The sequence below is a fragment of the Dickeya sp. ws52 genome (assembly GCF_007210685.1).
GTDB classification, from domain to species: domain Bacteria; phylum Pseudomonadota; class Gammaproteobacteria; order Enterobacterales; family Enterobacteriaceae; genus Dickeya; species Dickeya chrysanthemi.
In genome coordinates this window covers 1-26,363 of the sequence record NZ_SZVX01000019.1, presented here as the reverse complement: position 1 = coordinate 26,363, position 26,363 = coordinate 1, and the positions used below count along the sequence as shown (strand labels likewise).

General features: G+C 56.4%; 21 protein-coding genes. 12 read left to right on the top strand and 9 right to left on the bottom strand.

Going from position 1 to position 26,363, the window contains the following annotated elements:
* The first annotated feature begins 171 nt into the window (after nt 1-171).
* The 5 genes from FDP13_RS16940 to pbpG all read left to right on the top strand — a co-directional run bounded on the left by FDP13_RS16940 (nt 172) and on the right by pbpG (nt 5,755).
* Nucleotides 172-1,767 carry an ABC transporter substrate-binding protein gene (locus tag FDP13_RS16940; protein ID WP_143839962.1) on the top strand — a complete coding sequence of 532 codons (1,596 nt, stop codon included), beginning with the start codon at nt 172-174 and terminating at the stop codon, nt 1,765-1,767.
* Between the two features lie 149 nt (nt 1,768-1,916).
* Entirely contained in the window at nt 1,917-2,852 is a 936-nt protein-coding gene (gene dusC, locus FDP13_RS16935) for a tRNA dihydrouridine(16) synthase DusC (RefSeq protein ID WP_143839961.1), read from the top strand.
* Between the two features lie 105 nt (nt 2,853-2,957).
* Nucleotides 2,958-3,365 (top strand): VOC family protein, encoded by a 408-nt coding sequence (locus FDP13_RS16930; RefSeq protein WP_143839960.1) that lies wholly within the window; start codon nt 2,958-2,960, stop codon nt 3,363-3,365.
* 648 nt (nt 3,366-4,013) lie between these two features.
* Entirely contained in the window at nt 4,014-4,553 is a 540-nt protein-coding gene (cyaB, locus tag FDP13_RS16925; RefSeq protein ID WP_012770204.1) for a class IV adenylate cyclase, read from the top strand.
* 242 nt (nt 4,554-4,795) lie between these two features.
* Entirely contained in the window at nt 4,796-5,755 is a 960-nt protein-coding gene (gene pbpG, locus FDP13_RS16920) for a D-alanyl-D-alanine endopeptidase (protein ID WP_143839959.1), read from the top strand.
* An 18-nt stretch (nt 5,756-5,773) separates the two neighbouring features.
* Here pbpG and FDP13_RS16915 read toward each other — a convergent pair whose 3' ends face one another.
* Both FDP13_RS16915 and FDP13_RS16910 read right to left on the bottom strand, forming a co-directional pair.
* On the bottom strand, nt 5,774-6,460 hold the full coding sequence (locus FDP13_RS16915) for a glutathione S-transferase family protein (protein ID WP_012770202.1): 687 nt from the start codon (nt 6,458-6,460) through the stop codon (nt 5,774-5,776).
* A gap of 130 nt (nt 6,461-6,590) precedes the next feature.
* On the bottom strand, nt 6,591-7,367 hold the full coding sequence (locus FDP13_RS16910) for a DeoR/GlpR family DNA-binding transcription regulator (protein ID WP_143839958.1): 777 nt from the start codon (nt 7,365-7,367) through the stop codon (nt 6,591-6,593).
* 418 nt (nt 7,368-7,785) lie between these two features.
* On the opposite strand from FDP13_RS16910, the gene FDP13_RS16905 reads away from it, so the two are divergent.
* On the top strand, nt 7,786-9,126 hold the full coding sequence (locus FDP13_RS16905) for an aspartate aminotransferase family protein (RefSeq protein WP_143839957.1): 1,341 nt from the start codon (nt 7,786-7,788) through the stop codon (nt 9,124-9,126).
* A gap of 235 nt (nt 9,127-9,361) precedes the next feature.
* Nucleotides 9,362-11,671 carry a beta-glucosidase BglX gene (bglX, locus tag FDP13_RS16900; protein WP_143839956.1) on the top strand — a complete coding sequence of 770 codons (2,310 nt, stop codon included), beginning with the start codon at nt 9,362-9,364 and terminating at the stop codon, nt 11,669-11,671.
* A 116-nt stretch (nt 11,672-11,787) separates the two neighbouring features.
* Here the strand turns inward: bglX and FDP13_RS21830 are convergent, their stop codons facing one another.
* Complete coding sequence (locus FDP13_RS21830) at nt 11,788-11,895, bottom strand: membrane protein (protein ID WP_012770198.1); 108 nt, start codon at nt 11,893-11,895, stop codon at nt 11,788-11,790.
* Between the two features lie 231 nt (nt 11,896-12,126).
* On the opposite strand from FDP13_RS21830, the gene dinG reads away from it, so the two are divergent.
* The 4 genes from dinG (at nt 12,127) to FDP13_RS16880 (ending at nt 18,852) form a co-directional block, all read left to right on the top strand.
* Nucleotides 12,127-14,244 carry an ATP-dependent DNA helicase DinG gene (gene dinG, locus FDP13_RS16895; RefSeq protein WP_143839955.1) on the top strand — a complete coding sequence of 706 codons (2,118 nt, stop codon included), beginning with the start codon at nt 12,127-12,129 and terminating at the stop codon, nt 14,242-14,244.
* 207 nt (nt 14,245-14,451) lie between these two features.
* Complete coding sequence (gene ybiB / locus FDP13_RS16890) at nt 14,452-15,420, top strand: DNA-binding protein YbiB (protein WP_033576955.1); 969 nt, start codon at nt 14,452-14,454, stop codon at nt 15,418-15,420.
* Nucleotides 15,421-15,450: 30 nt separating this feature from the next.
* Nucleotides 15,451-17,316, top strand: coding sequence for a M3 family metallopeptidase (locus tag FDP13_RS16885; protein ID WP_143839954.1), 1,866 nt, complete (start codon nt 15,451-15,453; stop codon nt 17,314-17,316).
* A 258-nt stretch (nt 17,317-17,574) separates the two neighbouring features.
* The gene (locus FDP13_RS16880) at nt 17,575-18,852 is read left to right on the top strand and encodes a phosphatase PAP2 family protein (protein ID WP_143839953.1); all 1,278 of its coding nucleotides are present in this window, start codon (nt 17,575-17,577) and stop codon (nt 18,850-18,852) included.
* 149 nt (nt 18,853-19,001) lie between these two features.
* On the opposite strand, the gene FDP13_RS16875 is transcribed toward FDP13_RS16880, so the two are convergent.
* From FDP13_RS16875 to rhtA, 6 genes are all read right to left on the bottom strand, one after another.
* Entirely contained in the window at nt 19,002-20,702 is a 1,701-nt protein-coding gene (locus FDP13_RS16875) for a DUF1349 domain-containing protein (protein WP_143839952.1), read from the bottom strand.
* Nucleotides 20,703-20,996: 294 nt separating this feature from the next.
* Nucleotides 20,997-21,719 carry a glutamine ABC transporter ATP-binding protein GlnQ gene (gene glnQ, locus FDP13_RS16870; RefSeq protein WP_012770192.1) on the bottom strand — a complete coding sequence of 241 codons (723 nt, stop codon included), beginning with the start codon at nt 21,717-21,719 and terminating at the stop codon, nt 20,997-20,999.
* Complete coding sequence (gene glnP, locus FDP13_RS16865; RefSeq protein WP_012770191.1) at nt 21,716-22,375, bottom strand: glutamine ABC transporter permease GlnP; 660 nt, start codon at nt 22,373-22,375, stop codon at nt 21,716-21,718. Before glnP ends, glnQ begins: the two co-directional genes overlap by 4 nt.
* A 103-nt stretch (nt 22,376-22,478) precedes the next feature.
* Entirely contained in the window at nt 22,479-23,225 is a 747-nt protein-coding gene (gene glnH, locus FDP13_RS16860) for a glutamine ABC transporter substrate-binding protein GlnH (RefSeq protein WP_033576959.1), read from the bottom strand.
* A gap of 504 nt (nt 23,226-23,729) precedes the next feature.
* A complete protein-coding gene (gene dps / locus FDP13_RS16855) occupies nt 23,730-24,233 on the bottom strand; it encodes a DNA starvation/stationary phase protection protein Dps (protein WP_143839951.1) in 504 nt (167 codons plus the stop codon).
* 199 nt (nt 24,234-24,432) lie between these two features.
* The gene (gene rhtA, locus FDP13_RS16850; RefSeq protein ID WP_143839950.1) at nt 24,433-25,314 is read right to left on the bottom strand and encodes a threonine/homoserine exporter RhtA; all 882 of its coding nucleotides are present in this window, start codon (nt 25,312-25,314) and stop codon (nt 24,433-24,435) included.
* A gap of 372 nt (nt 25,315-25,686) precedes the next feature.
* Here rhtA and ompX point away from each other — a divergent pair, with 372 nt between their 5' ends.
* Complete coding sequence (ompX, locus tag FDP13_RS16845; protein ID WP_143839949.1) at nt 25,687-26,199, top strand: outer membrane protein OmpX; 513 nt, start codon at nt 25,687-25,689, stop codon at nt 26,197-26,199.
* Nucleotides 26,200-26,363: the final 164 nt, after the last annotated feature.

Genomic DNA, 26,363 nt, shown 5'->3' with positions numbered 1-26,363 from the left:
TGCATGTTGTCTGCGCGCTGTCCGTGTCCAAACTAGCTGCGCCAATTACGCCTATTGGAATAGGTTTTTATTGGTAAACCCTATGGAAGATTCGGTATGGTTTTCAAATTAATCAAAGGTTTCGTTGTACTCAGCGAGCTACCCGGAAGTCAATAAAAAGCGAGGATGGGGATGAAAAACAGATTAGCGCGTATCGCGCTGGCCACGATGACGCTGGCGTTGACGCAGACGGCCTACGCCAAAACGCTGGTGTACTGCTCGGAAGGGTCGCCGGAGAATTTTAATCCGCAACTGTATACCTCCGGCACCAGCGTGGATGCCAGCGCGGTGCCGATTTACAACCGACTGGTGGACTTCAATGTCGGCACCACCGAGCTGGTGCCGAGCCTGGCGGAAAGTTGGGACATCAGCCCGGACGGTACTCAATACACCTTTCATCTGCGCAAGGGGGTGAAATTCCATCGTAACGCCCAGTTTGCCCCGAGCCGCGATTTCAACGCCGATGACGTGATTTTCTCTTTTCAGCGCCAGCGCGATCCCAATCACCCTTATCACAAGGTATCCGGCGGCACTTATGCCAATTTCGAGAGCCTGTCGTTTCGCAGCCTGATTGCCGCCATCGACAAACTGGATGATTACACGGTGCGCTTTACCCTGAGCCATGCACAAGCGCCGTTTCTGGCCGATTTGGCCTGGTATTTTGCGTCAATGTTGTCCGCCGAATACGCCGACCAGATGCTGAAAGCCGGCACGCCGGAGAAAGTGGATCTGGAGCCGGTCGGCACCGGCCCGTTCCAACTGGCGCAATACCAGAAAGATTCCCGCATTCTGTATCAGGCGTTTGCGGATTACTGGCAGGGCAAAGCCAAACTGGACCGGCTGGTGTTCAGCATCACGCCGGATGCCTCGGTGCGCTATGCAAAGCTGCGTAAAAATGAATGTCAGGTGATGCCGTTTCCCAATCCGGCTGAGCTGGCGGACATGAAGAGCAACAAGGACATTACCCTGATGCAGAAAGCCGGCTTGAATATCGGTTTTCTGGCCTTCAATACCCGCAAAGCGCCGCTGGATAACGTCAAGGTGCGTCAGGCGCTGACGATGGCGATCAACAAACCGGCGATTATCGAGGCGGTGTTTCAGGGCACCGGCAGCGCGGCTAAAAATTTGCTGCCGCCCGGCGTATGGAGCGCGGCAGCCGACCTGAAGGACTATGAATACGACCCGGAAAAAGCGCGGGTGCTGCTGAAAGACGCCGGGCTGGCGGAAGGCACCGCTATCGATCTGTGGGCGATGCCGGTTCAGCGGCCGTATAACCCCAATGCGCGCCGCATGGCGGAAATGATTCAAGCCGACTGGGCTAAAGTGGGAGTGAAAGCCAATATCGTCAGTTACGAGTGGGGCGAATACCTCAAGCGGGTGAAGAGCGGCGAACATCAGGCGGCGCTGATGGGCTGGACTACCGCCACCGGCGACCCGGATAATTTCTTCGGCCCGCTGTTTACCTGCAATTCCGCCAATGGCGGGTCCAACTCATCCCAATGGTGCTACCCGCCGTTCGATAAGCTAATCACCGACGCACGCACCGAGCAGGATCACCAGAAACGCGTGGAATTGTATCGTCAGGCGCAGTTCATGATGCATGAGCAGGCGCCGGCGGTGATGATCGCGCACTCGACTATTTTTGAGCCGGTGCGCAATACGGTGACCGGGTATGAAATCGACCCGTTCGGCAAACACATTTTTTATCAGGTCGATATTCGGCAGTAATTGCCGTGCCGGGCGGGAAAGCCGAGGTTTTCCCGCCCGGTTATTTTGCCTGTTCCGATCGTGCGGTTTCTCCCATTGACAGCTTCTCTCGTCGACAGTTTCGCCCGCCGACAGTACCATGACCTGCCTTTTTTACGATGAGTCGAGTTATGCGCGTTTTACTGGCCCCGATGGAAGGGGTACTGGATTCCCTGGTACGGGAATTGCTCACCGAAGTGAATGATTACGATCTGTGCATCACCGAGTTTTTGCGGGTGGTGGATAGCCGTTTGCCGGTAAAAGCGTTTTATCGCCTGTGCCCGGAGTTGCGCCACGGCAGCCGTACACCGTCCGGCACCCGGGTGCGGGTACAACTGCTCGGCCAGTACCCACAGTGGCTGGCGGAAAACGCGGCGCGGGCGGTGGAGCTGGGGTCCTGGGGCGTTGATCTCAACTGTGGTTGCCCGTCGAAAATGGTGAACGGCAGCGGCGGCGGCGCCACGTTGCTTAAAGACCCTGATTTGATCTACCGGGCTGCCAAAGCGATGCGCGAGGCGGTGCCGTCATCGCTGCCGATGACGGTAAAAGTGCGACTGGGCTGGGATTCCGGCGAACGCCAGTTTGAGATTGCCGATGCGGTAGCGCAGGCGGGAGCCAGCGAGTTGGTGGTGCACGGGCGTACCAAAGAGGATGGTTATCGGGCGGAGCGCATCAACTGGGCGGCGATTGGCGAGATCCGCCGGCGTCTGCGTATTCCCGTTATCGCCAACGGCGAAATATGGGACTGGCAAAGCGCGCAGGATTGCATGGCCGCCACCGGGTGCGACGCGGTAATGATTGGCCGCGGCGCGCTCAACGTGCCCAACCTGAGCCGGGTGATCAAATACCGCGAGGCGCGTATGCCGTGGCCGGACGTAGTGCAACTGTTGCAGAAATACGTGCGGCTGGAAAAGCAGGGCGACACCGGCCTGTATCATGTAGCACGCATCAAGCAATGGCTGGGTTATCTGCGCAAGGAGTATGACGAGGCGAGCGATCTGTTCAGCCGGGTCCGCGCCCTGACCACCTCGGCCGATATTGCCCGGGTGATCGACGGCATCCGCTAAGGGAACGCTTGCTGCGCCACGGGCATCGTCGTACTCTGTAAGCCGCTATACGTATTGCGTTGTTCCACATCACGTTTTGCCCTTTCAGAGAGGAGTGCGCCGCTGATGTTATCCGGTCTCAATCATCTGACGTTATCGGTGCGCGACTTGCCGTGCAGTCTGGCGTTCTATCATCGCTTGTTGGGACTACGGCTGGAGGCGGAATGGGCTACCGGCGCCTACTTGTCGTTGCCGGGGCTATGGCTGTGCCTGTCGCTGGAGCCGGCGCGCGACGATATCGCTGCCGGGTATACCCATTATGCGTTCAGTGTTTCGGCCGATAATTTTCCATTATTTTGCCGGCGTCTGCGAGATGCCGGGGTAACAGAATGGAAAGTGAATCGCAGTGAAGGCGACTCTCTCTATTTTCTTGACCCGGATGGTCACCAGTTGGAAGCGCATGTCGGTGATTTGGCGTCCCGGCTGGCGCGTTGTCGGTCAACTCCCTATGCATTGATGACGGTTTATTCGTAAAAATCATTCATGAAAAGAAGATTTACAACAATGTACTCATCTGAGCAGTAAAATGGCAGTCAGTGGATTGAATTATTACGCTTTCGTATCTATACATGATTAACGAAAAAAATAGTTTGTAATAATGAGTCATGAAATAGAAAAACGAACGGTGCAGCGGCACAACGGTAACCTGAGGTATGAAGGGTATCGTGGTTAAGCCGGATTGCTAAAAAAAACAGCGGCTGGTTTTTCTCGTGATGATGACCCGCCTGCCCCGGCAGTCAGGCGTTGAGTAAATGAGATTTATTTTGCCAATCAACCATGATGGAAAATGGAAAATTGGTTTTTTGGTAAGGGATAGATGTTTAAATCCGTTCTCTTTTTAGCATGGTGAACGCACACTGTGCTGTTGTTTGTAGTGCTCATTTCAGCACACCATGCCAATGACGGCTGGTGCAATCCGCGTGTTGGCCCGCAAGGTGATGGTGCGGGCGTTGGTGGGATCGCCGAAGGCTATTCGCTGAGCGGCTGATCGGCCGGTAATAAGTTAGCATGATAATAATAGCTATAATCACAAATATAACATGGCCTGAACGCCTTTTCCGTTTGCGTGTATGCGCGAAATAAAAGACGCCTCAGAGAGAGCCTATAAGCGGAGAAAAAAACGTGCACGAGCATTTTAGAGGGAAATATGAAGTTGAATTGAAATTTCGTATTCAGGATATTATCGCCTTTCGTGAAAGTTTATTCAGTCATCACCCGGAATCATTCGTATTCGAAAATAAGGAACACGATGTTTATTATGATTCGGCGGAAAAGAAATTGGGGCGACAAAATATCAGTATGCTATTACGGCGAATGGCGCCATCCGGGATCAAACTCTGGATTGTGAAAGGGCCGCGTACCGGTCGCTGCGAAGCCGTCAATGTTGAATCATTCGATATGACGGACAGCATGTTGAGAACGCTGGGGTTCCTGCCGATCTTCGAGGTGAATAAAACCCGCAGTATCTACTTTCTCGATCGGTTTCACATCACGCTGGATTATATTGAGTCGCTGGGGCATTTCGTGGAAATCTCCTGTATGACGGAGGATGAAGCGGAACTGGATATTCTGGGTGAACGTTGCCAGGACTGTGCGTTACGGCTGGGGTTACAGATGGACTGCATCGAAACCCGCTCCTATCGGCAATTGCTCGGGTATTAGACGGTGTAGCGCAAGAGACCGCCGGTGCGGCGCCTGAGGGCGCCGTGAAACCGGCGGCGGGCGCCGCCGTTATCCTGGGCCGACGGTAAGCCGGAGCCGACACGGCGTGTCATACCGGGTAAACAGTTGTCAAACTTTGTCACAAAGCTTTTGAGACTGGCGGAGTGCACGCTATCCAGAGGCGCATTATAATGCGTCGTTCTTTTTTTCAGTTAACAGTACACTGTTTAAGCTATTGAATAATGAATAAAAAATTTCGGCTTTCCGTTGTAAGCCTGTTGTTGCTTTCTGCACCGGTGTGCTTTGCACCGCAGGCCGCCGCCAAAACGTCCGTGACGCAACCTGCGTCGTCCCGCCAGGAGATCGCTTCCGGCAGCGCGATGGTGGTGGATTTACGTAATAACGATGTACTTTATTCCAGCAATCCGGATGTGGTGGTGCCGATTGCTTCGGTGACCAAGCTGATGACCGCCATGGTGGTGCTGGATGCCAATCAGCCGCTGGATGAGCGTCTCTCCGTCGATATCAGCCAGACCAAAGAGATGCAAGGGGTGTATTCACGCGTGCGTCTGGGCAGTGAGATCAGTCGTCACGATATGCTGTTGCTGGCGTTGATGTCGTCGGAGAACCGGGCGGCTGCCAGCCTGGCGCATCACTATCGCGGCGGGTATCAGGCGTTTATCGCGGCGATGAACGCCAAAGCCAAAGCGCTGGGGATGACCCATACCCGCTATGTGGAGCCGACCGGGCTGTCAACCAGCAACGTTTCGACGGCGCGTGACCTGACCAAATTGCTGATTGCTTCCAAACAGTATCCGCTGCTGGGCCAGCTCAGTACGTCGCATGAGAAAACCGCCGTGTTTACTCAGCCGTCCTACAGCCTGCCGTTTCGTAACACCAATCATCTGATTTATCGCCAGGACTGGAACATCCAACTGACCAAGACCGGGTTTACCAATCAGGCGGGTCACTGTCTGGTGATGCGTACGGTGATCAACGGGCGGCCGGTGTCGCTGGTGGTACTGGATGCGTTCGGCAAATTCACCCATTTTGCCGATGCCAACCGTCTGCGTAATTGGCTGGAAACCGGCAAAGTCAGCCCGGTGCCGGAAGCGGCGTTGAGCTACAAGAAACAGAAGTCGCTGGCGTCACGCCAGCCGCATAATAGCCGTGCTGGCGTAACCGCCGAGGTGGACGAATAACGGCAGGATAGGGCGGTGTTACGACGCCGCCCGCTCGTCTTGAATAATCCGGCCTGACGCCGCAATGTCCTCTTCATGCCCTGACTCACGCCAGGTTTCCGCCAGCGCCTGCCGATACCAGAGTTGCATCGCCGGTTGCGCCAGCAGGTGGCTGACATAATGCGCCGCCGCGCCAGTCAAGGGCAGACCGTAGGTCTGCGCCCGAAATACCACCGGGGCGAAAAAGGCATCTACCGCGCTGAACTGCGCTCCCGCCAGAAACGGCCCGCCGAATCGCTGTATGCCTTCCTGCCACAATTGATTCAGCCGATCGATATCGCTCTGCAACGCGGGGGTGAGAGTGTGGAGTGTTACCCGCACGCCACAGCTCATCGAACATTGATTACGCAAGGCGCTAAAGCCTGAATGCATTTCCGCCGCCGCGCTGCGAGCCCAGGCGCGGGCGGCCTTGTCTTGCGGCCACACGGCCGGATGTGCTTCCGCCAGATATTCGATGATGGACAGCGAATCCCAGACGGTGATGTCGCCATCGACCAGACAGGGCACTTTGCCGGTCGGCGAGAAGGCTTTGAACGCGGTTTGAACCGGAGCGGATGCAAACGGCGTCAGGATTTCTTCAAACGGGATATCCAGTGCTTTCAGCAGGATCCAGGGGCGCAGCGACCAGGACGAATAGTTTTTATTGGCGATGTGCAACTGATACATGTCTTCCTCCGTGGAGATATAGCGATGGGCCGAATTTTCACACCAACACACGTGCAACGTGAGGTATGACGGGTATAGATGTACCACGGAATCAGCGCTATAGCATCGTTTGATTCGCCGCGGGACCGGCTCAGGCCAGCAGTACCTGCCCGCACGCGGCCTGTAGCGCCGGCAGGTCGGCATGATTACCGCTGGCATGGTCGGTAATCAACAGGTCGATATCGGTTGGCGGCGCGTAGACAACGCGGCTGGTGATGCCAATCTTGCCGTGATCCGCCAGCATGATGCGTTGTCTGGCGTTGCGCGACATCGCCCCGGCGATTGCCGCTTCATGATGGGAAAAGCTGCTGGCGCCGGACTGGCTGGCGATGCCGACCGGCGACAGCAGGGCCACATCGGCGCGATAGCGCTGGATTTCGGTGACCGTCAGTGCGCCGCTGGTGGCTTGTGCGGCCGTCCCCATGTGACCGCCGAGCAGGATGACCTCGTGCGGTGAGTGCTCGTCGGTTTCGGCGCCGGTGAGTTTCAGCGCCACGTTCAGGCTGTTGGTGATGATGGTCATGCCGGGAAGCCGAAGCAATTCGCCGGCCAGCAAGGTCGTGGTGCTGCCGGCGTCGATAAACAGCGTCTGACCGGCTTTCAGGTGCTGTACCGCCCGTTGAGCGATCGCCAGTTTCTCTTGTTCCCGCACGGTGTTGCGTACCGATAGCGGCGGCTCGGGTTCCACCCCGGTCGAGACGACGCCGCCGTGTACCCGGCGCAGCACGCCTTGCGCTTCCAGCTTAAGCACATCGCGCCGTACGGTTTCCCGCGACACGCCCAGATGTTGAATGATGTGGTCGGTACTGACCCGATTTAACGATGACAACAACAAACGGATGCGGTGCAGGCGAGTTTCTTCGAGCATTAACAGGCATTCTCTCGGTCAGTGTGACGGTCGCGCCATTATAACGGCAAGGCGACGGACGATCAGGTTCAACGGACGATCGGTTCAGCGGATGATAGACATCGGTTGTGTATTTTTGTGCTTTTAAGCATAACAGGTATCACTGTGTTGGCAATGGTCCGACAGGAAGTTATTTTAATGTGCTTTCTTATCTATTTATTGTTTTTAAAATGTATTTAAACCCGCAGGCGATGAGCGGTGTGGTGGGCTGTCGCCACATTTAGTGGGTGTGTCTGGTGTGAGATAGCGTTTATTTATATTGCGTATTTTTGTATTTGTGCATTTTGTTGCTTTTGGTGTAGGGTAATGCTCATCAGGCGGCGCCGGAGAGCCGGTGACCATCACGCGTTGGGCATATTACTTTCAATCTGGAGTCATCATGGCGACACGTTCAACCATTATGGATACCAACAGCTTTCGGGCGGAACACGCCGCGGCACTCACCGACGACATCCGCACGCTGACCGAGAAACGCGGCAGAGTACTGGGGGATTCTTACCGGCTTTTCTACCGTAATCCGGTGCATCTGGTGCGCGGTGAGAAGCAATACCTGTGGGACGCGGCAGGCAACCAGTATCTGGACGTGTACAACAACGTCGCCAGCATCGGCCATTGCCACCCGGCGGTGATTGAGGCGGTACACGCACAGATGTGCCAGCTCAACACCCATACCCGTTATTTGCACGACCGTATTCTGGATTACACCGAAGACTTGCTGACGTTGGTGCCAGCGGCCATCACCAAGGCGATGTACATGTGCACCGGTTCCGAAGCCAACGATCTGGCGATTCGGGTAGCGCGCGCTTACAGCGGCGGCACCGGGATTATCGTCACCCGCGAGGCGTATCACGGCACCAGCGAGCTGACCTCCGGCGCGTCGCCGGCGCTGGGCAGCGGCCAGCCGATCGCCGCCACCACCCGACTGGTGCCGGCGCCGGATCGTTATCGTGTCGATGCGCCGGATTTGGGTGCCTGGTTTGCCAACCAAATCCAGCAACAGATCGATGACATGGCCGCGCACGGCATCAAATTCGCCGGTTTCCTCGCCGACTCGATTTTCTCTTCCGACGGCGTGCTGCCGGGGCCGGCCGGTTATCTGCAAGCCGCTATCGACGTAGTACATGCGAACGGCGGCATTTTTATCGCCGATGAAGTGCAACCGGGTTTTGCCCGCACCGGCGACGCCTTCTGGGGCTTTGCCCGTCACGGCATCGTGCCGGATATCATCACCATGGGAAAACCGATGGGCAACGGTATTCCGGTGTCGGCGCTGCTGGCGAAACCCGAAGTACTGGCGGCATTCAGTGATGAGATTCCCTATTTCAATACCTTTGGCGGTAACCCGGTATCGATGGCGGCGGCACAGGCGGTGCTGACGGTGATTCGTGAGGAGAAACTGCAAGAGCACAGTAAAGTAGTGGGGGCTCAACTGTTGAAGGAACTGGCCGGGCTGGCGGATCGTCATGCCAGCGTTGGCGATGTGCGCGGTGCCGGGCTGTTTATCGGTTTCGAGTTGGTTAGCGATCGCGACCACAAAACGCCGGACAAAACACGTGCGCTGAACGTTATCGAGCATCTGCGCGAGCAACGTGTGTTGACCTCGGTGGCCGGCCCGCACGGTAACGTATTGAAACTGCGCCCGACGCTGGCGTTTCAGGCGCATGACATCGACTGGCTGGTCGGGGCGCTGGATAAGGCGCTGAGTGCGACCGCCTCCTGACCGTGGCGTTAAAGAATGTCCCGGTGGGCGCGGCGCTAGCGCCTGAACGTAATATTGCCTGAATACAGTGTGATGCTTTCCTGGCGTTTGTGCTGTATCACACCGTCAGCGGGAAAATGTGTGATAGCCATTTTTCCACTGACGGTTTTGTGGCACATTAGCCGCCTTGTCAATCACATCATCGGGCAGGTTGTCGCTCCCTAACCGGCAACTGCACAAGGAACTTGCAATAACAATGAAATGGTTTACTCCACTGGCGCTCGCGGTTGGCCTGGCCTGTAGCCCGCTTTGGGCGCAAACGTCCCTGCATCAGAGCGCGCCACAGGCGGCTCCCGCCCAGCAGCAACGCGATGCTTTCGTTAGCGATTTAATGAAGAAAATGACGCTGGATGAAAAAATAGGCCAGCTTCGTTTGATCAGCGTCGGGCCGGATAACCCGAAACACGCTATCCGTGAGATGATCCACAACGGTCAGGTCGGTGGGATTTTCAACACCGTTACCCGGCAGGATATCCGCGTGATGCAGGATCAGGTGATGCAACTCAGCCGCCTGAAAATTCCGTTGTTTTTCGCCTATGACGTGGTGCACGGCCAGCGTACCGTATTTCCGATCGGGTTGGGGTTAGCCTCCAGTTGGGACATGAGCGCCGTCGAGCTGTCGGCGAAAATTGCTGCTTATGAAGCCACCGAAGACGGCCTGAACATGACCTGGGCGCCGATGGTGGATATCACCCGCGATCCGCGCTGGGGCCGTGTCTCCGAAGGGTTCGGTGAAGATACCTATCTGACCAGCGAAATCGCCCGCGTGATGGTGAAAGGCTTTCAGGGCGACGACCTGACCGGCCGCCATTCGCTGATGACCAGCGTGAAACACTATGCGCTGTATGGCGCGGCGGAAGGCGGACGCGACTACAACACCGTCGATATGAGCCCGCAGCGCATGTTCCAGGATTACATGCCGCCGTACAAAGCGGCGATTGATGCAGGCAGCTACGGCGTTATGGCGTCGCTCAACTCTATCAACGGTGTGCCGGCCACCGCCAACCGTTGGTTGCTGAAAGATGTGCTGCGCGACCAGTGGCACTTCAAAGGCATCACTATCAGTGATCACGGCGCCATCAAAGAGATGATCAAGCACGGTGTGGCGGCAGACCCGAGCGATGCCTCGCGTATTGCGCTGCAGTCCGGCATCGGCATGAGCATGAGCGACGAGTATTTCGTGCGCTATCTGCCGGATCTGGTTAAACGCGGGCTGGTCAGCATGAAGGATATCGATGATGCCTGCCGTCAGGTGCTGAACATGAAATACGATATGGGCCTGTTCGAGGATCCGTACCGTCATCTCGGCCCGGCCGGTTCCGACCCGGTGGATACCAACGCCGAAAGCCGTCTGCACCGCGAAGAAGCGCGTGACGTGGCTCGCCGCAGTCTGGTGTTGCTGAAAAACCGCCTTGATATTCTGCCGCTGAAAAAATCCGGCACTATTGCGGTCGTCGGGCCGCTGGCCGACAGCCAGCGCGATATTATCGGTAGTTGGTCTGCCGCCGGACGTAAGGCGCAGGCGGTCACCGTGTATGAAGGCATTCGTAAAGCCGTGGGGTATAACGCTCGCGTTTATTACGCCAAAGGTTCGAACGTCACCAATCATCCGGGGTTGCTCAAATTCCTGAACGAGTACGATGAGTCTGTCGTGGTTGACCCGCGCTCGCCGCAGGCGATGATTGACGAAGCGGTAGACGTAGCGAAGAAATCCGACGTAGTGGTTGCGGTGGTAGGGGAATCCCAGGGGATGGCGCATGAAGCGTCCAGCCGTGCCAAAATTACCATTCCGCCGGAACAGAAAGCGCTGATTTCCGCACTGAAAGCCACCGGCAAACCGCTGGTGCTGGTGATGATGAACGGCCGTCCGCTGGATCTGAGCCGTGAAGATCAGCAGGCGAACGCGATCCTGGAAACCTGGTTTAGCGGTACTGAAGGCGGTAACGCCATCGCCGATGTGCTATTTGGCGATTACAACCCGTCCGGTAAGCTGCCGATGACCTTCCCGCGCTCGGTGGGGCAAATCCCGATGTACTACAACCACTTGCCGACGGGGCGTCCGTATTCGGCAGAAGCGCCCAACAAGTACACCTCGCATTATTTTGATGAAGCCAACGGCCCGCTGTATCCGTTCGGTTACGGTCTGAGCTACACCACCTTCGATGTGTCGGAGGTGAAACTCTCCAGCCCGACCATGAAGCGCAACGGCAGCATTAAAGCATCGGTGACGATTACCAACACCGGCAAACGCGCCGGCGAAACCGTGGCACAGCTGTATCTGCATGATGTGGTGGCGTCAATCAGCCGTCCGGTGAAAGAGCTGCGCGGCTTCCAGAAGGTGATGTTGCAGCCGGGTGAAAGCCGTACGCTGACTTTCACCCTGTCGCCGCAGGATTTGATGTTCTACAACGCACAGATGCAGCAGGTGGCGGAGCCGGGCAAGTTTGATGTGATGATCGGGCTGGATTCCCAGCGCGTGAAAACCAGCAGCTTTACCTTGCTGTAAGCGCCTGTTGTTTTGACTTGAGGTAGAAAACGGCGGCCCCTGAGATGATGATCCCAGGGGCTGGACAGGAAAACCGGCTGCGCTATAACAGGCGGCCGGATCTAACCGGTGTGGCGTCAGCCGCCGTGCACGATAATGATATACCCCACCAGCATCACGCCGCCGATGCCGCCTAACGCGCACAGCGCAAACAGGCTGACGACCCCCAGTTTTTTGATATTCATCCGGTTATCCTTTCGTTATGTCCCGGTAATGGTTACGTTCCGGCGATTATAGAGCCTCCGCCACCGGATACAAGCCAGCCGCATGTGTCGGCGTCAATCCGTTACGTCGTTGATAAGTTTACGGCGTTGATAAATGTGACGGTGTCACAAATTTGGTTATCGACTATGGCTACTGACGTTGCCGCCGGTCTGTGGGACAATACCGGCCAGATTGAACGACAGTGAGATGGCATGACCCTGACCCCCGCGTTAAAGCAGCAGATTGGCGAATGGTATAAAGCGCTGCAACAGCAAATTCCCGATTTTGTCTCCCGTGCGCCACAGCGCCAGATGATTGCCGAGGTGGCGAAAGCGCTGGCAGGCGATTATCCGCGTCATCTGGTGATCGAAGCGCCGACCGGCGTGGGTAAGACCCTGTCTTATATGATCCCCGGTATTGCCGTCGGCCGGGCAGAGCTGAAAACGCTGGTCATCAGTACCGCCAACGTGGCGTTGCAGGATCAGATCTTCAACAAAGATTTGCCGTTGCTGCGCCAGTTTATTCCTGAACTGAAGTTCACTGCGGCGTTTGGTCGTCGGCGCTATGTGTGCCCGCGCAATCTGGCGGCGATGGCGACCGACGCGTCGGCGCAAGGCGATCTGATGCTGTTTATGGATGACCACCTGCCGTCCAGCCGCGAGGACCAAACCACCAGCGCCCGGTTGCAACAGGCATTACAAAGCTATGCCTGGGACGGACTGCGTGACCATTGCCAGGAGTCGATCGACGATGCGCTGTGGCAACGCCTCAGTACCGACAAGGCCAATTGTCTTGGCCGCAACTGCCATTATTACCGCGAATGCCCATTCTTCCTCGCCCGCCGGGAAATTGAAGACGCCGACGTAGTGGTGACCAACCACGCGTTGGTGATGGCGGCGATGGAAAGCGATTCGGTGCTGCCGCAGGCGAAAAATATGCTGCTGGTGTTGGACGAAGGCCACCACGTGCCGGATGTGGCGCGCGATGCGCTGGAGATGTCCGGTGAGGTGACGGTCAGTGCGGTGCAGCACCAGATGGATCAACTGATTCAGCAGATAGGGCTGTGTCTGGCGCAGTTCCCGCCCAAGTCGCCGCCGCGGCTGATGCAGCCGGACCGGCTGGGCGAGCACTGCGGCGAAATACGGGAGCAGTTGCAACTGTTCGAGCGCCTGAGCAGTCTGTTTTTGCCGCCTGCCCAGCCGGACGCCGATTACCGTTTTCCGATGGGGGAACTGCCGGAGGAGATGCGCGAGTGCTGCAATCGGCTATGCAAACTGGCGGATAGCCTGCGTGGGCTGGCGGAATACCTGCTGAATGATTTGGCGGAAAAAACCGGCAAACACGATGTAGTCAAGCTGCATCAGGCGATGCTACGCATTAGCCGGCTGAACGGTTACTGGGAGGCGCAAAGCAAGTTATGGCGGCTGGCGGCGCTGGAGAAATCCTCTAATGCGCCGGTGTCGAAATGGCTGCTGCGGGAACGGCGCGACAACCAGTTGCATCTCTACTTTCACTGCGCGGGTATTCGCGTGTGCGACCAACTGGACCGCTTGCTGTGGCGCAATCTGTCGCATGTGGTGGTCACCTCGGCGACATTGCGTTCGCTCAACAGCTTTTCCCGTCTGAAGGAACTCTCAGGGCTGGATGAAGAGGAGGGCGATACCTTCATCGCGCTGGATTCACCGTTTAATCACCGTGAACAAGGTAAACTGGTGATCCCGCGAATGCGCCATGAACCGCTGATCGCGCAGGAAGCGGAACATATCGCCGAGATGGCGCGGTTTTTCCGGGCTGAACTACAGCGAGAAGCCCACAAAGGCATGTTGATGTTGTTCGCCAGCCAACGGGCGATGCAGCAGTTTCTGACCGAAGTGCCCGACCTGCGGCTGATGCTGCTGGTGCAGGGCGATCAGCCGCGCTATCGGCTGGTAGAGCTGCATCGCCAACGTGTACAACAGGGGCAAACCAGCGTGCTGATCGGCCTGCAATCCTTCTCTGAAGGACTGGATCTCAAAGGCGAATTGCTGTCGCAGGTGCATATCCATAAGATTGCCTTTCCGCCGATAGACAGCCCGCTTGTCCTCACCGAGGGTGAGTGGCTGAAAAGCCTCAAGCGTCACCCGTTTGTGGTGCAGAGCTTGCCGAGCGCCTCATTCAGCCTGATTCAGCAGGTCGGCCGATTGATCCGCAGTCACGACTGTTTCGGTGAAATCGTCATCTACGACCGTCGTTTATTGACTAAAGGCTACGGCGCCCAGTTACTGGCTGCGTTACCCGTATTTCCCATCGAACAGCGTGCGATGCCGGATGAGATGCCGGATGATAAGTAGCTTGTCGTCGGGTTATCAGCCGCATCAACCGTCAGTTGTGACGGTTTAGCCGGCGTCGGTTGCGGGAGCGGCAACGGCGATTTCACGCTTCCTCCGCGGCCAATTCATGCTATGTTTCCAATGCGTTGTCTTGCCATGACCGGCGCCGTCTGTGCGCCCGGTCGATGAAAATCGTTTAACCGTCGCCTTACCCGTGAGAGCACATTTATGGATTACACCCGAATCATTAAAGAGGTTGGTCGCGGCAAAAATCATGCACGCGATCTGAGCCAGGACACGGCGTATCAGTTGTATGGTCACATCCTGAATGATCAGGTGCCGGAGCTGGAGCTGGGCGGGTTGTTGATCGCATTTCGGATTAAAGGCGAGTCCGAAGCCGAAATGCGCGGTTTCTATCAGGCGATGCGCGAACAAACGTTACACCTGTCTGCGCCGGCCGGCAGAGCGATGCCGGTGGTGATCCCCAGTTATAACGGCGCACGTAAACAAGCTAATCTGACGCCATTGCTAGCGCTGTTGCTGAACCGACTGGGGCTGCCGGTGGTGGTGCATGGCGTCAGTAACGACCCAACCCGCGTGACCAGCGAGGCGATTTTTCGTGAACTGGGCATTGCGCCGGTCAGCGATGCACAGACGGCGCAGCAGAGACTCGATCAGGGCGATGTCGTGTTTATGCCGGTGTCGCTGCTCTGCCCGGCTATCGAACGTCAGTTGGACCTCCGCTGGCGTATGGGGGTGCGCAATAGCGCGCATACGCTGGCCAAGCTGGCTACGCCCTTTGGGGAAGACGCCGCGTTGCGACTGGCAAGCGTGTCGCATCCGGAATATGTCGGCCGAGTCGGCACCTTTTTTCAGGACATCCGCGGCCGTGCGTTATTGATGCACGGCACCGAAGGCGAGGTTTACGCCAACCCGCAGCGCTGCCCGGATATTTATTCCATCCGTGAACAGCGTAACGATCTTTTGCAGGTGCGTCAGGATATCACCGTCGATCGTTCAACCCTGCCTGCTGATAAAGAGGCGGTGGCGACGGCTCGCTGGACGCAAGCGTGCCTGGCGGGGGAACAACCGATACCCCAGGCGATTCGGCTGCAACTGGCGTGTTGTCTGGTGGGAACCGGTGAGGCTGCCTCCATGGAGCAAGCGGTCTCGGTAATACGAAAACGATTGGGTTGAACATAACGATTAACAATAGGGAACAACCACATGCAACAGGCCAAGGCGTATTTTGACGCCCTTAACCGCGACTATCTGGCGGTGCATCAAACCAAAGAGGATCTCTTCTGGCAACGTTATATGGGAACCGGCGACGAGACCGTCTCTTCCCGTTTCGCGGAGGCGGAAAGCGTCTGGAAACGTTTTATTTCGCAGTCTTCCCGGCTGGCCGAATTGCGGCGACATATTGCGACGGTGGAAGCGGCGCCTGCCGACGAAGCGCGCGACGCCTTGCTGCACGGCTTGCGCGGTTGGTATCGCTTTTTTGACTGTAATGTGATTGAAGACCCGCAGGCACAGGCGCTGATGGATGAGCTGATTGCCGCCGAACACGACCTGTTTTCCCGCCGTAAAACCTACCAGCCGACTCATCTTAATGAGCGGGGCGAGCGGGTTTCCGCGTCGCTGGGCGAGTTGCTGACCAACCAGGCCACCAATGATAACGAGGAATACCGACGCAGCTCGCAGCAGGCGCTGCGTGAGCTGGAACAGTGGCTGGTGACGCACGGATTCCCGGCGCTGGTCAGTTTGCGCAATCGCTTTGCGCGTCAGATGGGCTATCGCAATTACTTTGATTACAAGGTGAATAAAACCGAGCGGATGACGCCGGAGCAATTATTCGCCATTCTCGATCGCTTCGAGGAACAAACCCGCGAGGCCAATCTGCGTAGCCTGCGTCAGCTGGCGGCGGAAAAGGGCGAGGCGGCGTTACAGCCGTGGAATGTGCGCTATGCCAGTACCGGCGATGTCACCCGTCAGATGGATTCGTATTTCCCGTTTTCCGCCTCGTTGTCCCGTTGGGTCAACAGCTTCAAACGGTTGCATATCGATTTCAGCGGCGCACAGATGCAGCTCGACCTGCTGGTGCGTAAAGGCAAATATGAAAACGGTTTTATGCACCAGCCGGTGCCGCCGTTTGTCGATCAGGGACGGTGGCTGCCGGCGCGCATCAATTTTACCAGCCTGGCGCAGCCGGATCAGGTCGGCAGCGGCGCTATCGGCATCAACACGCTGTTTCATGAAGGCGGCCACGCCGCGCATTTCGCCAACATTCGCCAGAATGCGCCTTGCTTTGCGCAGGAGTTCCCGCCGACGTCAATGGCCTACGCCGAAACCCAATCGATGTTCTGCGATAGCCTGTTGCAGGATGCCGACTGGCTCAAACGCTATGCGCATAACGCGCAGGGCGAGCCGGTGCCCGATGCGCTGATTCAGGCCGATATTCGCGCACGTCAACCGATGCGGGCCTTCAACGAACGCCATATTTTGCTGGTGCCGTATTTCGAATGGCAACTGTACTGCATGGATGACGATGCGCGTACGCCAGAGGCGATTTTGCAACTGGCGCGTGATATTGAGCAGCGTATTCTCGGCATCAATGGCAGCCCGCGCCCGACGATGGCGATCCCGCATTTGCTGTCGATGGAGTCGGCCTGTTCGTATCAGGGGTATCTGCTGGCGCTGATGGCAGTAGAGCAAACGCGGCATTTCTTCCTGCAACGCGACGGTTATCTGACGGATAACCCGGCGATTGGCCCGGACCTGACGCGTCACTACTGGCAGCCGGGCAACAGCCTGAGCCACGATGAAACGTTACGCAGCCTGACCGGCGAAGGGTTCAATCCGGACTATCTGGCGCATGAGTGCAACCTGACGGTAGACGAAGCCTGGCAGCAGGCGCAGGCCGCCATTGCCGCGGCGATGGCGCGTCCGCAACCGGCGGCGGATTTCTCGCTTAATGCCCATATCCAGGTGGTGGATGGCGGTACGGTGCTGGCGGACAATCAAGACGGCGATGACGCCATGTGCCAGGCATTCGCCCGTGCCATTGAGGATAGCTATCCGCTTCATGCTTGAGTGCGCAACGCCGTGGCGGTGCCGCGGCGTTTACTGTTGCCATGCTTGCTTTTTGAACTCCATCACTCTTTTGTATCGCTAAACCGGCTCGGCTCTCTCGCGCCGGGGGGAACCCGCGCCTATACTGGTCTGGCGGTATCCGCAATGAATGAAAGTGCCTGTTATTAAAAAAGTTTCACCGAACTGTCATCAGCAACGCTTAGGCTGATGCGGTTTCTTATCTTTGACGATAATCCGTGACAATAAAAAGGACATATCATGCGCTATTCTTACGTGTTTATGGCAGTGGTGTGCTCGCTGACGGCAGCCCAGACGCAGGCTGCATCCCGTAGCGATTCCCAACTGCCGCAAATCAGCGTGCTGCAAACCACCACCGAGGCCAGCAATAGCGCCCCGGTGATTGAAATGCAGCAACAGGTGCAGCAATACCTGCAAAAAGCCTTGCAGGGAACCGCGCCGAAGCTGACTCGCGCAGTACTGGATAAAGCGCCGGATCAGGGTGAACCGCAGGGCGACATGAAATGGCTGAAAGCGACCGGTTATGTGTTCAACCCGAAAGACCAGCAGCAAGCCAGCGTGAAACTGCTGGAAGGGTTCAGAACTTTGCCCACGGCGGTGTTGGAGAAAAACCTGGCGACGGTGGAACGCATCAATCTGGAGTCGACGTTGGCGTTGCGCCAAAAAGCGCTGATTGATGCGGAAAATACCCGTTATCTGTATGCCCTGGCGGAGGCGCTGGGGCCGAAGCTGGGCAAGGCGTTTCTCGATGTTTATCAAAAAGGTGAGATAGGAAAAGCCGCCGCGCTGATCAAGGCCACCAACGTCAGTACCTCCGCGGCGAAAAACGCCTTTGACTACCCACGCCCGTTCAGACAACCGGGTAATAGCATTCATCTGGTGCCGGATACCGCCGTTGTCGCAGACAACGCCCGTTACACGGCGTCAGGCGGTTCGTTCCCCAGCGGCCATACCAACGGCGGCTATAACGATGCGTTGTTGCTGGCGCAGATGCTGCCGGAACGCTTTGTGCCGCTTCTCGACCGCGCCGCGACTTACGGCTACTCCCGTCAGGTATTGGGCGTGCATTTCCCGCTGGATGTTATCGGCGGGCGCATGACGGCGCAGCGTAGCGTAGCGCATTTCCTGAATGACCCGAAATACCGTGTATTGTTCAACGAAGCCAAAACCCAGTTGCGCACTGCGCTGGAGAAAGCGTGCGGCACCACGCTGGCCGAATGCGCCAAACCGCAGGGTAAAAACGATCCTTACACCGACCCGGCGATGAAGTCGTTCTACCGTTACACCATGACCTACAATTTGCCGATGGCGAAGGTGAAAGCCCAACCGGTCAACGTGCCGGAAGGGGCGGAAGTTCTGCTGGAAGGGCCGTTGCCGCAGTTAAGCGCCGCCCAGCGCCGGGCGTTGATGGCGAAAACCGCGGTTGCCGACGGCTACCCGTTGTCTTCTGGCGGGCCGGACGCCAATTTCTGGCAACGCCTGAACCTGCATGATGCGGTGGCCGCGGCGAAGAAATGAAGAAATAAAGATGATTCCCCCTGAAAAGGGGGAAATCATGGCAAGTAAAAGAGCCTATTAAGAGAGGCTCGAAGAGAGGCGAAGCTTGCGCCTCTCTTTTTTTTGCGCAACCAAACCGTTTTGCGCATACCAAACCGCAACCGATGCGATTAACGCGTAATACCGACGTTATCAAAACTGACTTTGCCGTGGCTGTTGTTGTGCGATGAAAGCGCCAGCCCGACATACAGCGTATCGTTCATATTTTGATTGATGGTCTTATTGAGCGTGGTCCAGCTCTGCCCGTCGTTGGACACCTCGGAGATAAAGGCGTTGCCGTCGCGGGTTAGCCGTAACCAGGTGGGTTGACTGCCGTGCTCGGATTTGGCGAACGCTCCGCGGCTGCCGGTGGCGCTGGCTTCTTTGCTGCGCCATTGCGACATCGGGCCGGAAGAGGCGATATAGCCGGTCAGCATGTAAGCGCTGCCTTCGGAGAGGGTGTTGCGCATCATCACGCCGGCTTTGGCGTAAGGATCGCTGTAGCGCAGGTCGATCAGGCGCGCGGTAATACTGCCGTCGCCTTTCAGTTTCTGATAGACGAAACTTACGCTGTCGCCGGCGGCCCACATGTCGCCATTCTGCGCTTCCAGCGCTATCACGTCCTGATCTTCGCTGGCTGTACCGGAGGCGGCGGCTTTGCCGATATCCTGTTGTGTCCAGTTGGCGCTGAGCGGGGCGGCGGGCGGCGTGGTGACGGTGACCACGTTGGAGTAGGCGGAGTCGCCGGCCTGATTGTAGGCTTTTACCCGGAACGCATACGTTGTGCCGGGGGCCAGCGTGCCTACTTCGACGGACGTCGCGCCCGGCCCCAGCGATTCGGCGCTGGTGTAGGCGCCACCGGCTTCATAGGCGCGGGGTGTGGTGTCATAGGCGCCTTCGCCGAAGGTTCCGGCATAAGAGTACTCCACGATAAAGCCACGCTCGTTATCCGAACAGTCGTTCCAGTCCAGTTGCACCACTGAACTTGAGACGACCCCGGCCGTCAGGCTATCGGGAGACGACGGTGGTTTATCGTCGCCGGTATACGGGTCCAGCGATACCCCGTCACGCAGTGTGGCGGCGTTGATGCGATGGCGGGTCGCCGCCAGTCGGCTGTTGACGTCGGTCAATGTCAGCGGGGTGATGCTGATGTCGTAATCCACCGTACCTTCGCGCTGCGTTAAGGTCGCGGTGCCGTCCAGATAGAAAATTTCATTGAGCCATAGGCTGGGCATCACTTCGCCGTTGCCGGCGGGTGCGCCGACGGTAAAGGGAACCAGCGGGTTGCCGGTGCTGGTTTGGGTGCCGGCGTTCCAGACGCCGGAGCGGCCGGGCGTGCCGTCAAGGCGGTAATCCGGTGCGTAGCGATCGGTTAACGCCACTTTTTTGATGATGCCTTGCGAGGCCGTTACCAGCGGTGCATTTTCCGCCAACAAGGTGCCGCCGCGGTTAAAATAGTTTAGCTCCCAGTGCATCAGGAAGTAGCCCTGACCGGTGAGCGTCAGGTGCTCGCCGGCGTGTAACAGCAGGTATTTCCCTTCCTTTGCGCCTTTAATCGGCTCGACGTATTTATTGGCTTCGCCGTCATTGTCGCCGACCAACGTGACGCCGGTTGCCGCCGGCCGCTGGTACAGGCCATTCATCTTTGGATAAGACAGCTCCTGAGAGTCCTTCTCGACGGCCATGAGGCTGGCTGAGGCAACCGAGCCGGCGCAGCGTTGTGTGTCGATGGCGGGGTGGGCGTCGTCAGCGAACCCGTATGCGCTGAACAGCAATCCGCCCATCAGGGCGCTGAGTCGGCGTCGGGAAAGGCGAGAACGGGTAGTTTTCATGCGTACATCCTGGTGAACTGATAACGTGTTGATTTAAAGGTGATATTAATAATGATGGGTAACGGCTTCGGGCAGCGTATAGCAATCAGTAGAAAATGCCAAATCTATTGGATTGATTTCCGGAATGTTCGTATCTCGGTTGAATGTTCGTATCTAGGTTAATGTTCGTATCCCGGTGAATGTCCGTATCCCGGTGAGTGAGGTTCGGCATAAGGAATCGGGCGGCCAGGGGATCAGCATCGTGTCAACGCCAACGTGGACGGCAGCCCGTTCAGAGCCGCCGTCAATGTGCTATCAGGATACGTGTTGCAGGAATTCGCGCAGACGATCGCTGGGCGGGTTCGAAATCAACGCATCCGGGTGACCGTCTTCGGCAATCCGGCCTTTATCGATGAAGATCAGGCGTGAGGCCACTTTCTGAGCAAAGCCCACCTCGTGGGTTACGATGACCATGGTCATGCCTTCTTCGGCCAGATCTTTCATCACGTTCAGGACTTCGTGACGCAATTCCGGGTCCAGCGCCGAGGTGGGTTCGTCAAACAGCATTAGCTTCGGTTTGACCGCCAGCGCACGGGCGATCGCCACCCGCTGTTGCTGACCGCCGGAAAGTTCTGACGGGTAGTGGTGGGCGCGTTCCGCCAGACCCACTTTGCCCAACAGCTCACGCGCCAGCTTCTCCGCGTCGGCTTTGCTGGCGCCGCGTACGCGAATCGGGCCGAAAGCCACGTTTTCCAGCGCCGTCAGGTGCGGGAACAGGTAGAACTGCTGGAACACCATGCCGGCTTCCTGACGGATCAGACGCTCATCCACTTTCGGATCGTTGACGGTCAGGCCGTCTACCACCAGCTCGCCGCTGGTAATCTCTTCCAGCTTGTTGATGCAACGCAGCAGGGTGGATTTACCGGAGCCGGACGGCCCGATAATCACCACCACTTCGCCCTGATTGATGTTCAGGTTGATATCGTGCAGCACTTGCGTCTGGCCGTAGTGTTTCGATACGTTTTTAAATTCAATCATATAATTTTCAGTCTTCTTTCCAGCCAGCGTAAAACCATACTCAATGCCAGCGTGATCACCAGATAGATCACGGCCACCGCACTCCAGATTTCCAACGCGCGGAAGTTACCGGCAATGATTTCCTGCCCCTGGCGGGTCAGCTCCGCAACGCCGATGACGATGAATAGCGAGGTGTCTTTGATGCTGATAATCCATTGGTTACCCAGCGGCGGCAACATGCGGCGCAACGCCAGCGGCGCGATAACATGACGCAGCGTGTCGCGACGTGACAGCCCCAGCGCCAGGCCGGCTTCGGTAAAACCTTTATGGATAGACAACACCGAGCCGCGGGTAATCTCGGCGATATAGGCGCCCGAGTTGATCATTATCGTGACCACGGCGGCGCTGAATGGGTCGATACGTACCGATGTCAACAGCATCGGCAGCGCGAAATAGATAAACATCACTTGCACGACGATCGGCGTGCCACGGATGATTTCGATAAATACCAGCGCGATACGGTTGGACAACCCGCCGCCGTAAACACGGGCGAATCCCGCCAGTACGCCAATGATTAGGCCACCCAACAAACCCAGCACGGAAATCAGCAGGGTCATTTGAGCCCCTTCCAGCAACAGGGGAATCGATGGCCAGATGGCACTCCAGTCAAACTGCATGAACATTCTCCAGCAACGTATAACGCCGCAATAACACGGTGCCGCACGGCTTTGCCGTCGGCACCGTAAGTCATCGCCAGGTCGTTATTTTTTATTCAACTCATTATTTCGGTTCGGTGCCGAACCATTTTTGGTAGAGGGCGGCGTAGGTGCCGTTGTCGCGCAGGGTTTTCAGCGCGCCGTTCACCTTGTTGCGCAGATCGTCGCTGCCTTTCGGGAACGCGATGCCATACTGTTGCGCTTTGATGGAGTCGCCGACGGCTTTGAATTTGCCGTTGCCGGCGGTTTTGATGAAATAGAGAATGTTCGGCGTATCGTGCAGCACCGCGTCGGCGCGATTGGTGCCCAGTTCCAGATAAGCGTTGTCGATGTTGGGGAACTGACGCAGTTCTTTGGTTTTGATGTTGGCTTTGGCGTAATCGACCGAACCTGTACCGCTCTTCACCGCCACGACTTTGCCCGCCAGATCCTGCTCGCCTTTAACATCCTGATTATCCGCACGCACCATCACCAGCAAGCCGCTGCTGTAGTAGCCGTCAGAGAAATCGATTGCGCGTTTGCGCTCTTCGGTAATGGTGATGCCGGCCAGAGCCAGGTCCACATTACGGGTTTGCAGCGCCGGGATGATACCGCTGAAATCCATCGGTTTCAGGGTGTAGGTCAGGTTCAATTGCTTGGCGATGGCATCCCACAGGTCGATGTCGAAACCGACGTATTTATCGCCTTGTTTGAATTCAAACGGTACGAATGCCGTATCGGTCGCGACGATCAGCGGTTTCTCAGCTGCCTGACCGGACAGGCTAAAGGCCAGCGCAAGTGCGGCCAGTGAAGCTTTAAATAATGATTTCATCAAAACGTCCTTCCTCTCGTTGGTTATATATTCCACTGTCTTACCGCACCTTGCGGATGTGCTGTGTCAACCTCTGGCATACAGGCATGAGGCCGATGACCTGACATCGGTTGTGATCGCCCGCCGTACTGCCGTTCAGAGTGCGGTGGAGAAAACAGGGGGAGTCGTTGCCAAAACAGGACGGGTAGACCCGCTAATTTATTATGGTGCTTCCATCAGAAACGCCTATGGAAAGCGCTGCTATGAATAACTGAATTGTGCAGGGGACACAACCGTTGATTACGTCCGAAAGGCAATATTGCTAACAAGCGCTAATTTTTTGTACATTTTTCGGCGCACATACCAGCAAACTGCGTGGTGATGCAAAAAAAGTGCATATTATTTCATTTCTGCAACGGTGGGTTTATCGGCGGGAAACGGCATGGATGAAATGGGCTAAAGGGGCGAATTGCCGTAAATACGTGAAGAAATCCGGCGGGCTGGCCGCCGGTCATCATTGATCAATTATTCGATATTGGCTTCGATAAACCACAGGTACTGATCCAGATCGCGGGACGCGGCGGTGAGCATATCTGCGGTATCTTCGTCCTGCGCCTGGCTGATGGCTTTGCGCACGGTATTGGCGATGACGGCATAGCGATCCGCCAGTGCTTTCAGGTGGTCTTGCACGCTGTGGATCGCCAGCGGGTAGCTCCCCAACGCGGTCTTCTCATGCACAACCTGAACCGTGCCGGTTGCCACGCCGCCCAACTGCACCACGCGCTCGGCGAAGGTGTCCAGATGCGTAATCAGCGAGGTGCGGAAGGTATCCAGCATTTCATGGACGGCGATGAAGTTGGCCCCACGCATGTTCCAGTGTGCTTGTTTGGTGATCAGCGACAGATCGGTAAAGTCCACGACCAGCTGATTGAGCAGGGCGATGGTCGAGGCTTTAACGTTATCGTCCAGATCGTTACGGGTGAAAATAAGACCGGCGGATGCGGCTTTTACCAGTTTGGCTGTACGCATAGTATTATCCTCTTTTAATGGCTGTCATGACTGATGATGATTCTGGTTGTCAACGAAACGAATTATATCAGCCGGTATGAGCAGAGGATGCTTAGTTCGGTCTATTACAGGAATAGACGCCGATAGCGCGGCAATTGATGATATTTCCCGAGCGTAATAACGACGTTTTGGAAAACGTGGCGATGAACCTGGCGTTTATTTAGGAAACGACGGGTTCGGCGCGCTTTTTTACGCTAAGCGTGGTGCCCAGCGAAGCCATGATAATAAACGCCAGCGCCAGCCATTGGGTGAGCGTCAGGTGTTCATTGAGAAAGAGAATGCCGGACATTGCCGCTACGGCAGGCTCCAGACTCATCAACGTACTGAACGTTCGTGTCGGCAGCCGGGTCAACGCCAGCATCTCCAATGTGTACGGCAGAGCCGTGGACAGCAAGGCGACGGCAATACCGATAGGTAAGACATCGAGGGAAAACAGGGTGTTGACGTCGGAAAACAGTAAACCGACCGGGCAGTATACCAGCGCGGCGATCAGCGAGCCCATTGCTACCGTTCCGGCACCGTGGTTGGCGCCGGCCTTTTGGCCGAACAGAATATAACCGGCCCAGCAAGCACCGGCACCAACCGCACAGGCGGCGCCGACGAAATCGACATTGTCGATGTGTTGCCCGAGCGGCAACAGCAGCCACAGCCCGGCGGCGGCCAGCACTACCCAGATAAAGTCCGGCAAACGGCGTGAAGCGAGAATCGCCACCGCCAGCGGCCCGGTGAATTCCAGCGCCACCACAATGCCGAGAGGGACGGTACGCAACGCCAGATAAAACAGATAGTTCATGCCGCCCAGGGTGATGCCATACACCAGCAACGGCAGTCTTTCTGAACCGAAGCGTAATCGCCAGGGCCTGAACACCACCAACAGAATCAGCGAACCGATTGCCAGGCGTAACGCCGTCATGCCCGATGCGCCGACCAGCGGAAAGACCCGTTTAGCCAGCGTGGCACCGGTCTGGATGGACAACATCGCGATCACAATCAGTAATACCGGCAGCAGTACGGAGTTTCTTAATGCGGGAATCAAGGTCATTGCAGGGCCTTAACATTCAGAGAGACAAGCAGAAAAAAGCAGGCAATAAATGAACAAATTATTCGGGGTTAGTTTACTCTTATTGACCTTAATTTACTCTCAATTTGAAAATCTTTTTTTTGATATAAAATCAGCCTGAAAATTAATCAAAAAATTAAGAAAACTCCGCATCGGCGCGGCAGGGGTTATTTATTTTTTCATGTCGAAGTGAACTTTATTTTTACTTTTAAAACAATGCGTTAATTTGATTTTGAAAAATATTGTTACATGTTTGACCTAATTGAAAAATAATAACCAGGCGGCATGTGCCCTAATTTTTTGTTATATTTGCCTCGCTTAAATCTTCTTTCGTAAGATAATTCGAGGCATATTATGAAAAAAATCGCGTGTCTTTCCGCTTTAGCTTGTGTTCTGGCTGTAAGCGCAGGTTCCGCAGTGGCTGGTGAAAGCACTGTATCTCTTGGTTATGCTCAGGGCGATGCTCAGAGTCAAATGAACAAACTGCCGGGCTTCAACCTGAAGTACCGTTATGAGTTCGACAACCAGTTTGGCGTGGTGGGTTCTTTCACCTACCTGCAAGACAGCCAGACTACCGACGGCGTTTACAATAAAGCGCAGTACTACGGTTTCAGCGCTGGTCCGTCTTTCCGTTTCAATGACTGGGCGAGCATCTACGGTCTGGTTGGCGTGAGCGCAGGCAAGTTCACTTTCAACGAAACTGACGGTTCTTCCAACGGTAGCTCCAGCGATGCCGGCTTCGTCTACGGTGCTGGTCTGCAGTTCAACCCGGTTCAGAACGTTGCTTTTGATGTCGGTTACGAGCAGAGCCGTATCCGTAGCGTTGACGTAGGCAGCTGGAACGTGGGCGTAGGCTACCGTTTCTAATTGCCTGCCGCACTTCGCGCATGACGTGAACGCAGCAGCGTGAGGCACGGGCGTTCAACCCTGTGTCCTGAGAAATCCGCCCAAATGGGCTAACACCGATCGGTTAAGCAAATGATCGGTTGAACGATCCAGTGGGTAGACGACAATAGCCTCATCATTTTTTG